Here is a 10,043-nt window from a genome sequence, read left to right as displayed (position 1 = left end):
TGGCAACCGCCGCGATCGTGAAGAAACGCCGGAATTCGCCGATCGCCTCGTCGCGATCAACCGCGTGTCCAAGACCGTCAAGGGCGGCAAGCGCTTCGGCTTCGCAGCTCTCGTGGTCGTCGGTGACCAGAAGGGCCGCGTCGGCTTCGGCAAGGGCAAGGCCAAGGAGGTCCCCGAGGCCATCCGCAAGGCCACCGAGCAGGCCAAGCGCAAGATGATCCGCGTGCCGCTGCGCGAAGGCCGCACGCTGCACCACGACATCGAAGGTCGCCACGGCGCGGGCCGCGTCGTGATGCGCACCGCGCCTCAGGGTACCGGGATCATCGCCGGTGGTCCGATGCGTGCCGTGTTCGAGATGCTGGGCGTTCAGGACGTGGTCGCCAAGTCGATCGGCTCGCAGAACCCCTACAACATGATCCGCGCGACGCTCGAAGCGCTGACCAAGAACCAGTCGCCCCGCAACGTCGCTCAGCGTCGTGGCAAGAAGGTGGCCGACATCCTGCCCAAGCGCGATGACGCCCCCGCCGAATCGTCGCACGTTGCCGAGGAGGCCTGATCATGGCTAAGACCATCGTAGTGAAGCAGATCGGCTCGCCGATCCGTCGCCCCGACATCCAGCGCCGTACGCTGATCGGTCTGGGTCTGAACAAGATGCACAAGACCGGGAACTGGAAGACACGCCGTCCGTGCGCGGCATGGTCGCCAAGATCCCGCACCTGGTCCAGATCATCGAAGAGCGCGGCTGACGCCTGCCTTCGGTCCTCGTGAACCAGATCGACGCCCCGGAGCTTGCTCCGGGCGTCTTGCTTTGTGGGATCGCGGTCGTGGTCATTGTCGCGCCCCTTGCCCGGCCTATGTCCGGAGTATCGACAAGGAGCCAGACAAGACATGACACAGACCCGCAGAACCTTCATCGCCGCATGGCTGCGGGCGCGTCCGCAATCACCGTGCTGCCGTTCGCCGCCCATGCGGAGGCCCACACCTCGACACCTTCCACGACGGCGCGATCACCGTGCATCCGGTGCACCACGCCTCCTTCGTGATGGAGACCCCGGCCGGGGTGATCTATGTCGATCCGGTGGGCGAGGCCGCAGAATATGCCGATCTGCCGCCGCCGGATCTGATCCTGGTGACGCATGAACACGGCGATCACTACAATGCTGAAACGCTGGCCGCGCTGATCGGCGACGGTACGGTGCTGCTGACCAATCCCGCGGTGAACGCGATGCTCCCGGCCGAGATGAAGGACGGCGCCAAGATGCTCGACAACGGGCGAGCACCGACTGGGAAGGCGTCAACATCGAGGCGATCCCCGCGCACAACACCACGGAGGAGCGGATGAACTTCCATCCGGTCGGGCGCGACAACGGCTATGTGCTGAGCTTCGACGGTTTCCGGGTCTACATCTCCGGGGATACCGAACCGACGCACGAGATGCTGGCGCTCGAGAACATCGACCTGTGCTTCCTCTGCATGAACCTGCCCTTCACCATGACCGCCGAGCAGGCCTGCCGCCGCCGTGCAGGAGTTCAAGCCGACCTTCGTCTATCCCTATCACTATCGCGGCAGGGACGACGGCACCCAGGATCCGGAGGCCTTTGCCGAAATGGTCGGGGATGCCTCTTCGGTGAAGATGGCCGGCTGGTACAAGGAAGGCGAGATCTGAGGACCGCGCTCCCCGAGTCCTTTCCTGACGGGAGGGGCGGGGAAACGGCCGGGCAGAACCGACACCCGCCGGTTGCGTAACCGGCGGGTGTCTGATTTCACGGGGGCGAGATGCACACGGCAGGAGCGGTCGCATGACGATCACGAGGCAGGACGAACTCGACGGGCTGAAGGAGATCGGCCGGATCGTCGCCAACACGCTGCAGGCCATGGCCCGCGCGATGGAGCCCGGCATGACGACCGGAACTGGACGAGATCGGGCGGCTGTCTCGACCGTGCGGGCGCGGTCTCGGCCCCGCAGGCGGTCTATGACTTTCCCGGAACCACCTGCATCAGCGTGAACGAGGAGATCGCCCACGGCATTCCCGGACCGCGCAGGATCGCGGCGGGCGACCTGGTGAACATCGACGTGTCGGCGTCGAAGAACGACTTCTTGCCGATACCGGCGCCAGCTTTCGGGTGGGGCCGGTGTCGCCTCGGATCGACCGTCTCTGCCGGGACGGGCGGCGCGCCATGGAGGTGGGGATCGCCAGGGTCTGCAGCAACCGCCCGCTTGCCGGGATCGGCAACGCCATCGGCCGGTTTGCCGAGGCGCGGGCTGCACCCTCGTGCGCAACCTGGCCAGCCACGGCGTCGGTCGGTCACTGCACGAATACCCCGAGGAGATCGCGACCTGGCCGACCCGCAGCGACCGGCGGCGCATCGACAGGGGCTGGTCCTGACGGTGGAGCCATTCCTGTCCACGGGGGCGCAGCAGGCGATCGAAGGCCGGGACGGCTGGACGCTCTACGGCGACCCCGTGGCGCCGGTGGTGCAATACGAACATACCGTCGTCGCGACCGATCGCGGCGCCATCGTGGTGACGCTGCCGGGCTGAGCGGCCGGGCCATGGAACGCAAAACGCCCCGGCCTGAGACCGGGGCGTTTCTATGTCACGAGCGCAGATCAGGCCGCGTTGCTGGAGCGCGCGCCGGAACGTCTCGGCCGGCGCTGCTTGGCGCCTTCGGGACGCCCGCCACCGTGCTTCTGGGCGCCCTGCTTGAAGCCGCCCTGCTTGAACCCGCCGGGCTTGCCGCCGCCGCCACCGCGCGGGCCGCCGCGACCGCCGCCCTTGGCCGGTTTGCGCACGCCTTCCCAGGCTTCGCCCCCGGCGACATGGATGTCGCGGCCCATGACCTTCTGGATCGCGCGCAGTTCCGACATTTCCTCGGGCGCGCAATAGGCCACGGCGGTGCCGTCGCGTCCGGCGCGTGCCGTGCGGCCGATGCGGTGCACGTAGTTGTCGGGCACGTTCGGCAGGTCGTAGTTGTAGACGTAGCGCACCGAGGGATGTCGATGCCGCGCGCGGCCACGTCGGTGGCGACCAGAACGGTCAGCTCGCCGTCGCGGAAGGCCTTGAGCGCGCGGTCGCGCTGACCCTGGCTCTTGTTGCCGTGGATCGAGCTGGCCGCGAAGCCGGAGGCGACGAGGGATTTCATCAGCCGCTCGGCACCATGCTTGGTGCGGGCAAAGACCAGCGCCGCGTCGCTGCGGTGCCCGTCGAGATGCGCCTTCAGCAGGCCGGTCTTGTCCGACTGCTGGACGAAGTGCACCGACTGGTCGATCTTCTCGACCGGCTTGCCGGGGCGGCGACCTCGACCCGGATGGGATCGGTGAGATAGGCCTGCGCCAGTTCGTTCATCTGCTTCGGCATGGTGGCCGAGAACAGCATGGTCTGGCGATCCTTCGGCAGCAGCGGCGCGATGCGGCGCAGCGCGTGGATGAAGCCGAGGTCGAGCATCTGGTCGGCCTCGTCGAGCACGAGGAAGCTGGTCGTGTCGAGGCGGACCGCCTTGCGGTCGAGCAGGTCGATGAGGCGGCCGGGCGTGGCGACGAGAATGTCGATGCCCTTGTGCATCCGCTGCACCTGCGCGTTGACCGAACCGCCACCGACGACCAGGCCGATGCGCACGCTGGTGCCTTCGGCATAGGCGCGCAGGTTGTCGAGGATCTGCTTGGCGAGTTCACGGGTCGGGGCAAGCACGAGGCCGCGCACCGACTTGGGGCAGGGCGCCCCTCCATCCGCATGATGGCCGAGACGATGGGAAGCCCGAAGGCGGCGGTCTTGCCGGTGCCGGTCTGTGCAAGGCCCATCACGTCGCGCCCGTTCATGGCGTGGGGGATGGCCTGTTTCTGGATCGGGGTCGGTTCGGTGATGTTCAGTTCGGCCAGGTTGGCCTGGAGACGGGACGGCAGTCCCAGCATGTCGAAATCCAAAAGGATCGTCCTTTTCTGGCGGATGGCAGAAGGCCAGCCGCAGGCAAGCGGGCACCTGGGCTCTCGGCCGCAGGGCGTCACTCGTGGGTTACGCCGGGATCCGCCACGCGACCGTATTGCCGCGGAACGTCAAGGCGCCGGACCCCGCGTGAAATGGGAACCAATGTTGTGATGTCTGCCGTGCGGGCCCTGATACGGTCGTATCGTCGTTTGTCTCGGCTGCCCGCTCACGCGGCGGGTGCGGCAGTGATCGGGGATATGGGGCAAGCGTCCGTCAATGTCAATGCCAGCGTCGCGGCGGCGGGCCATGTTGCGCTTGCACGCGGGCCTGCACGGGTCTATACGCCCCCGGTGGCCCGATGGGCCGCGATTCACATCATTCAGCACGCCGTGTTCGGCCGCTCCGTCGCTGGGGGCCGCATCCGGCAAGGAGAAGCGACATGAAACTGAACGAACTGCGCGACAATCCCGGCGCAACCAAACCCCGCAAGCGCGTCGGCCGTGGTCCGGGTTCCGGCATGGGCAAGACCGGTGGCCGGGGTATCAAGGGTCAGAAATCCCGTTCGGGCGTGGCCATCAACGGCTACGAAGGCGGCCAGATGCCGCTCTACCAGCGTCTTCCCAAGCGCGGCTTCACCAAGCCGAACCGGAAGTCCTACGCCGTGGTCAACCTCGGCCTGATCCAGAAGTTCGTCGACGCGGGCAAGCTCGACGCCGGCTCGATCACCGAGGAATCGCTGGTGGCTTCGGGTCTCGTGCGCCGCAAGCTCGACGGCATCCGCGTCCTGGCCAAGGGCGACGTGACCGTCGCGCTGACCATCGCGTACCGGCGCCTCAAATCCGCCGTTGACGCGGTCGCCATGCCGACGGCGCGCCACTGTTGCGGCTGCCGCAGAATGCGGGTTGTGAGCGGCTTCTGAGCCGCTTACAAACCCACGTTTCCAGGAACGCCACCGGAGCGGAATGCGCTACCGGCGGCGTTTTCTCAGAAGGACCTCATGGCATCCGTGGAACAAATGGCGCCAACACGAGCTGGGCGGCGCTCGGGAAAGCAACCGACCTTCGCAACCGTATCTTCTTCACGCTCGGTCTCCTGCTGGTCTACCGCCCGGCACCTACATCCGGTTCCGGGCATCGACGCGCCGCGCTGCGTGATTTCATGGAGCAGGCGGGGCGGGGATCGGCGGCATCGTGTCGATGTTCACCGACGGCGTGCCTCGGGCGGATGGGCATCTTCGCCCCGGGATCATGCCCTATATCTGGCCTGATCATCGTGCAGCTTCTCGCGGCCATGGTGCCCGCGCTGGAGCAGCTGAAGAAAGAGGGCCAGCAGGGCCAGAAGAAGATCAACCAGTACACGCGCTACGGCACCGTGGCGCTGGCGCTGTTCAGGCCTACGGGCTTGCGGTATCGCTGGAGGCGGGCGATCCGCCCACGATCCGGGCTCTATTTCCGCGCGGCCTGCGTGATCACCCTGTCGGCGGCACGATGTTCCTGATGTGGCTGGGCGAACAGATCACGGCACGGCGTCAGCGACGGCATCTCGCTGATCATCTTCGTCGGCATCGTGGCGGAAATCCCGGCCAACCTCGCGCAGTTCTTTGCCTCGGCCGTTCCGGCGCGATCAGCCCGGCAGTCCTCGGCGTATCGTCATGGTAATCGCGGCATCCTCTTCGTGGTGTTATGGAGCGCGCCCTGCGAATCCCATCCATCCCCGCCGCCAGGTCGGTCTGCGCATGACCGAAGGCAGAATCCCACCTGCCGGTCAAGGTCAACCCGGCGGGCGTGATCCCGGCGATCTTCGCCAGCTCGCTGCTGCTGCCGCCGACCACCGCGACCTTCAGCCAGGCCGGCGCCACCGGTCGGTGATGTCACCATCCTCGCCTATTTCGGGCCGGGGCAGCCGCTCACCTGCTTATCTTCGCGGCGATGATCGTGTTCTTCGCGTATTTCTACCTTCAACGTCTCGTTCAAACCGGATGACGTTGCGGAGGGCCTCAAGAACCAGAACGGCTTCATCCGGGCATCCGTCCCGGCAGAAGACCGAGAACACCTCACCTACGTAGTGAACGGATCCTGGTGCTGGGCTCGGCCTACCTCGCGGCCGTCTGCTTCTGCCCAGTGCTGCGGTCGCAATATGCGATTCCGTTCTACTTCGGCGGCACCTCCGTCCTGATCGTCGTCTCGGTGACGATGGACACGATCCAGCAGATCCAAAGCCACTTGCTGGCACATCAATACCAGGTCTTATTCAGAAGTCGCAGCTTCGCGGCAAGGTAAGGCACGCAAGCGGAAGGGACCGGCTCGGCGATGAACATCATACTTCTTGGACCGCCCGGCGGGCAAAGGCACCAGGCACGCATTCTGGTGGACGAGCGGGCATGACCAGCCCGACGGGGACATGCTGCGCGAGGCCAGGGCAGCGGCACGGAAATGGCAAGAAGGTCGCCGAAGTCATGGCGCGGGGAACTGGTCACGGACGAGATCGTGATCGGCCTGATCCGCGAAGCTCGAGGCGGACCGACCCGCGGGTACATCTTCGACGGCTTTCCGCACGCTGAAGCAGGCGGATGCGCTGGCGGAACTGCTGGACGAGCAGGGGCTGACTGGATCGCGTCGTCGAGCTGCGCGTGGATGACGAGGCTCTGGTGAGCCGGATCACCGCACGTTGACCTGCAGCGCCTGCGGCGAGGTCTACAACGGCCTGACCAAGCCATCCCGTCGGACGGACCCACGAACTGCGGCGGGACCGAATCAAGCGCCGGGCGGACGACAACGAGGACAGCCTCAGAAGCGTCTGATGGAATATTACAGCAGACCTCTCCGCTGGTCGGTTACTACTATGCCAAGGGCCAGTACAGCCGCACCGACGGCATGGGCAGATCGACGCCGTCAAGGCCGGCATCGCCGAAAAACTCGACAGCTGAGCCATAGGCGCATGGGACCGCAGTCACCCAGGGTGATATGAAGGCATAACGGCGCCCCTGCTAATCCAGTCGGCGGCGCGGGGCTTCAGGCCCGGCCCGAGGGGCGGGAGGCCTACGAATGCTGTCCAGCGCGACTGACCCCAGTCACCTTCGGACAGGCGATTGTTCAGGAACCGTCCTGATCGCCGAGCGAGGCGTAGCCCGTGCCAGCCGTCGAAGTCCCTGACGTCCGCCGTGCTCGACATCCTCTGGATGACCTGAAAATGGCGGCGATCCGCGGATGCGGCGGAAGAGATCCCGCACATTGGCCTCGTCCCCTTCGAGCACCTGGCGAAGCCGTTGCGCTCGCGCAGCCGTAGCGGATGCCGAGCCGGCGGTTGCGGTTCACGGCCTCGTGCAGAATGTCGAGGTCCGTGCGATGCCCGCGCGGGTATCGATTCGCTTAAATAAAGCTGGTGTGTCATGATACGGCGCGGCGGGTGCTGTGCGATGCCGCCTCCCGGCAAAGTGTTTTCCTGTGGCTCATGCGTGATACAACGTCTTGCTTGGCCCGCGGGTTCGAAGGCCCTTGACCTTATGCGATCCCTCATACCCACCCCCATCTCAAGTGAGATCGCCTAGCGGGAGGGTCGTCCCCCTCGCGGATCACCTCATCGGCGGACAGCCCGATGGTCGCATGGCCTGGCCTGGGCAGGTTCTGGAACCACGAACCACCAGCGCAAAGGAACAGAGACTTGGCACGTATTGCCGGCGTCAACATCCCGACTCCAAGCGGGTGCCCATCGCCCTCACCTACATCACCGGAATCGTACACTTCGGCCAAGGCCATCTGCGAAGCCGTGAACATCGACGCAACCCGTCGCGTGAACGAGCTGTCGGATGCGGGGCCTCGCCATCCGCGAGCATATCGACGCGAACTACACCGTCGAAGGCGACCTGCGTCGTGAAACGCAGATGAACATCAAGCGCCTGATGGACCTCGGCTGCTACCGCGGCCTGCGTCATCGCCGCAACCTCCCCGTGCGCGGTCAGCGTACGCATACGAACGCCCGCACCCGCAAAGGCCCCGCAAAGGCCATCGCCGGCAAGAAGAAGTAAGGGAGGTCTGCACCAATGGCACGTGATACCCGTCGCGGAGGCACCAAGAAGAAGGTCTCCAAGAACATCGCAGCTGGCGTCGCACATGTGAACTCCAGCTTCAACAACACCAAGATCCTGATCTCCGACGTGCAGGGCAACGCGATCTCCTGGTCGTCCGCCGGCACCATGGGCTTCAAGGGTTCGCGGAAATCGACCCCCTATGCCGCACAGCTTGCCGCCGAAGATGCCGGCAAGAAGGCACAGGAACACGGCGTCAAGACGCTGGAAGTCGAAGTTCAGGGCCCCGGTTCGGGCCGTGAATCGGCGCTCCGCGCGCTGGCCGCTGCCGGCTTCAACATCACGTCCATCCGCGACGTGACGCCGATTGCCCACAACGGCTGCCGCCCGCCGAAGCGTCGTCGCGTCTGATCGGGTGACTATTACCGCAGGGCCGCGTGGTTATTTCCACGCGGGCCTGTGTTCGTTTGTACCCTCGGGGTTTCCCGCCTTACGGACATGGGGCGGGAGACAAGAATGGAGGCCTTGCATGATCCACAAGAACTGGGCTGAACTTATCAAGCCGACCCAGCTGGAGGTGCGCCCGGCGCCGATCCCACCGCGTCGCCACGCTCGTCGCCGAGCCGCTGGAGCGTGGTTTCGGTCTGACCTCGGCAACGCCCTGCGCCGGGTTCTGCTGTCGAGCCTTCAGGGCGCCGCCATCACCAGCGTCCAGATCGACAACGTCCTGCACGAGTTTTCCTCGGTTGCCGGTGTCCGTGAAGACGTGACCGATGTCGTGCTGAACCTCAAGGGTGGCGCTGCGCATGGAAGTCGAGGGCCGAAGCGCCTTTCCGTCAATGCCAAGGGTCCGGGCGTCGTCACCGCCGCCAGCATCACCGAGACGAACGGCATCGAGGTCCTGAACAAGGACCACGTGATCTGCCACCTCGACGAGGGCGCGGATCTCTACATGGAACTGACCGTCAACACCGGCAAGGGCTACGTTTCGGCCGACAAGAACAAGCCGGAAGACGCCCCCATCGGCCTGATGCCGATCGACGCGATCTATTCGCCGGTCAAGAAGGTCGCCTACGAAGTCGTCCCCACCCGCGAGGGCCAGGTGCTCGACTACGACAAGCTGACCATGAAGATCGAGACCGACGGTTCGGTCACCCCGGAAGATGCCATCGCCTTCGCGGCGCGCATCCTCCAGGACCAGCTGTCGATCTTCGTCAACTTCGACGAGCCGGAATCCTCCTCGCGGTCGGATGACGACGACGGGCTGGAATTCAACCCGCTGCTGCTCAAGAAGGTCGACGAGCTGGAGCTGTCGGTGCGTTCGGCGAACTGCCTGAAGAACGACAACATCGTCTATATCGGCGACCTGATCCAGAAGACCGAAGCCGAGATGCTCCGCACCCCGAACTTCGGCCGCAAGTCGCTGAACGAGATCAAGGAAGTGCTGTCCGGAATGGGCCTGCACCTCGGCATGGATGTCGAGGACTGGCCGCCGGACAACATCGAGGATCTGGCAAAGAAACTGGAAGACCAGTTCTGAGCCTTCGCGGGGCGTACTGGAGAGGGCGCCCGCACCCGATGCCGCCATCATGGGCGGGAAGATCAGGGCATGATGCCCCAAGGAGAGGGCGCCCGAACGCAGGGCACCCCGGACAAAGCAAAACACGCTACGGAGAAACAACATGCGTCACGCTCGCGGATACCGCCGCCTCAACCGCACCCATGAACACCGCAAGGCGCTCTGGGCCAACATGTCCGGCTCGCTGATCGAGCACGAACAGATCAAGACAACCCTGCCCAAGGCCAAGGAACTGAAGCGGATCATCGACAAGCTGATCACGCTCGGCAAGCGCGGCGACGTGCATGCCCGCCGTCAGGCCGCAGCCCAGCTGAAGCAGGACATCCACGTCGCGAAGCTGTTCGAAGTGCTCGGACCACGCTACGCCGAGCGTCAGGGTGGCTATTGCCGCGTCCTGAAGGCCGGGTTCCGCTACGGTGACATGGCGCCCATGGCGATCATCGAACTGGTCGACCGGGATGCCGATGCCAAAGGTGCCGCCGACAAGGCCCGCCTCGCATCCGAGGAATTCGCCGACG

The 10,043-nt window shown here is 65.4% G+C and carries 10 protein-coding genes and 5 pseudogenes; 14 read left to right on the top strand and 1 reads right to left on the bottom strand.

The window, feature by feature from the left end:
* The 5 genes and pseudogenes from rpsE to map form a co-directional block, all read left to right on the top strand.
* A partial coding sequence (gene rpsE, locus ACN5KJ_RS20260) for a 30S ribosomal protein S5 (protein WP_418595997.1) occupies positions 1-556 on the top strand: 556 nt, incomplete at its 5' end.
* A 2-nt stretch (positions 557-558) separates the two neighbouring features.
* Positions 559-746, top strand: a pseudogene (gene rpmD / locus ACN5KJ_RS20255) (50S ribosomal protein L30).
* A gap of 266 nt (positions 747-1,012) precedes the next feature.
* Positions 1,013-1,342: an MBL fold metallo-hydrolase gene (locus ACN5KJ_RS20250; RefSeq protein WP_418595995.1), complete on the top strand. Its 330-nt coding sequence runs from the start codon at positions 1,013-1,015 to the stop codon at positions 1,340-1,342.
* A 177-nt stretch (positions 1,343-1,519) separates the two neighbouring features.
* Positions 1,520-1,666, top strand: a complete 147-nt coding sequence (locus tag ACN5KJ_RS20245) for a hypothetical protein (RefSeq protein WP_418595993.1) — start codon at positions 1,520-1,522, stop codon at positions 1,664-1,666.
* A gap of 133 nt (positions 1,667-1,799) precedes the next feature.
* Positions 1,800-2,542: pseudogene (gene map, locus ACN5KJ_RS20240) on the top strand (type I methionyl aminopeptidase).
* Positions 2,543-2,610: 68 nt separating this feature from the next.
* On the opposite strand, the pseudogene ACN5KJ_RS20235 reads toward map, so the two are convergent.
* Positions 2,611-3,909: pseudogene (locus ACN5KJ_RS20235) on the bottom strand (DEAD/DEAH box helicase).
* Between the two features lie 452 nt (positions 3,910-4,361).
* Between ACN5KJ_RS20235 and rplO the strand changes: the two are divergent.
* The 9 genes and pseudogenes from rplO to rplQ all read left to right on the top strand — a co-directional run.
* A complete protein-coding gene (gene rplO / locus ACN5KJ_RS20230; RefSeq protein WP_418595991.1) occupies positions 4,362-4,841 on the top strand; it encodes a 50S ribosomal protein L15 in 480 nt (159 codons plus the stop codon).
* A 353-nt stretch (positions 4,842-5,194) separates the two neighbouring features.
* A complete protein-coding gene (locus tag ACN5KJ_RS20225; protein ID WP_418595989.1) occupies positions 5,195-5,419 on the top strand; it encodes a hypothetical protein in 225 nt (74 codons plus the stop codon).
* A gap of 287 nt (positions 5,420-5,706) precedes the next feature.
* Positions 5,707-5,790 carry a hypothetical protein gene (locus ACN5KJ_RS20220; protein WP_418595999.1) on the top strand — a complete coding sequence of 28 codons (84 nt, stop codon included), beginning with the start codon at positions 5,707-5,709 and terminating at the stop codon, positions 5,788-5,790.
* 210 nt (positions 5,791-6,000) lie between these two features.
* A complete protein-coding gene (locus tag ACN5KJ_RS20215) occupies positions 6,001-6,201 on the top strand; it encodes a hypothetical protein (protein ID WP_418595987.1) in 201 nt (66 codons plus the stop codon).
* Positions 6,202-6,231: 30 nt separating this feature from the next.
* Positions 6,232-6,848, top strand: a pseudogene (locus tag ACN5KJ_RS20210) (adenylate kinase family protein).
* 734 nt (positions 6,849-7,582) lie between these two features.
* A pseudogene (gene rpsM / locus ACN5KJ_RS20205) lies at positions 7,583-7,946 on the top strand (30S ribosomal protein S13).
* Between the two features lie 15 nt (positions 7,947-7,961).
* Positions 7,962-8,357 (top strand): 30S ribosomal protein S11, encoded by a 396-nt coding sequence (rpsK, locus tag ACN5KJ_RS20200; RefSeq protein ID WP_417722184.1) that lies wholly within the window; start codon positions 7,962-7,964, stop codon positions 8,355-8,357.
* 118 nt (positions 8,358-8,475) lie between these two features.
* Positions 8,476-9,486 (top strand): DNA-directed RNA polymerase subunit alpha, encoded by a 1,011-nt coding sequence (locus tag ACN5KJ_RS20195; protein ID WP_418595985.1) that lies wholly within the window; start codon positions 8,476-8,478, stop codon positions 9,484-9,486.
* Between the two features lie 142 nt (positions 9,487-9,628).
* A partial coding sequence (rplQ, locus tag ACN5KJ_RS20190; RefSeq protein WP_418595983.1) for a 50S ribosomal protein L17 occupies positions 9,629-10,043 on the top strand: 415 nt, incomplete at its 3' end.

It is taken from the genome of Ponticoccus sp. (in: a-proteobacteria) (genome assembly GCF_048381735.1).
The sequence above is the reverse complement of the archived record's forward strand: the minus strand, read 5'-3'. Positions and strand labels throughout refer to the sequence as shown.

Bases quoted from the DNA above. Each gene is read 5' to 3' on its own strand.
- ACN5KJ_RS20195 (WP_418595985.1), top strand. From the start codon at position 8,476: ATGATCCACAAGAACTGGGCTGAACTTATCAAGCCGACCCAGCTGGAG.
- rplO (WP_418595991.1), top strand. From the start codon at position 4,362: ATGAAACTGAACGAACTGCGCGACAATCCCGGCGCAACCAAACCCCGC.
- rpsK (WP_417722184.1), top strand. From the start codon at position 7,962: ATGGCACGTGATACCCGTCGCGGAGGCACCAAGAAGAAGGTCTCCAAG.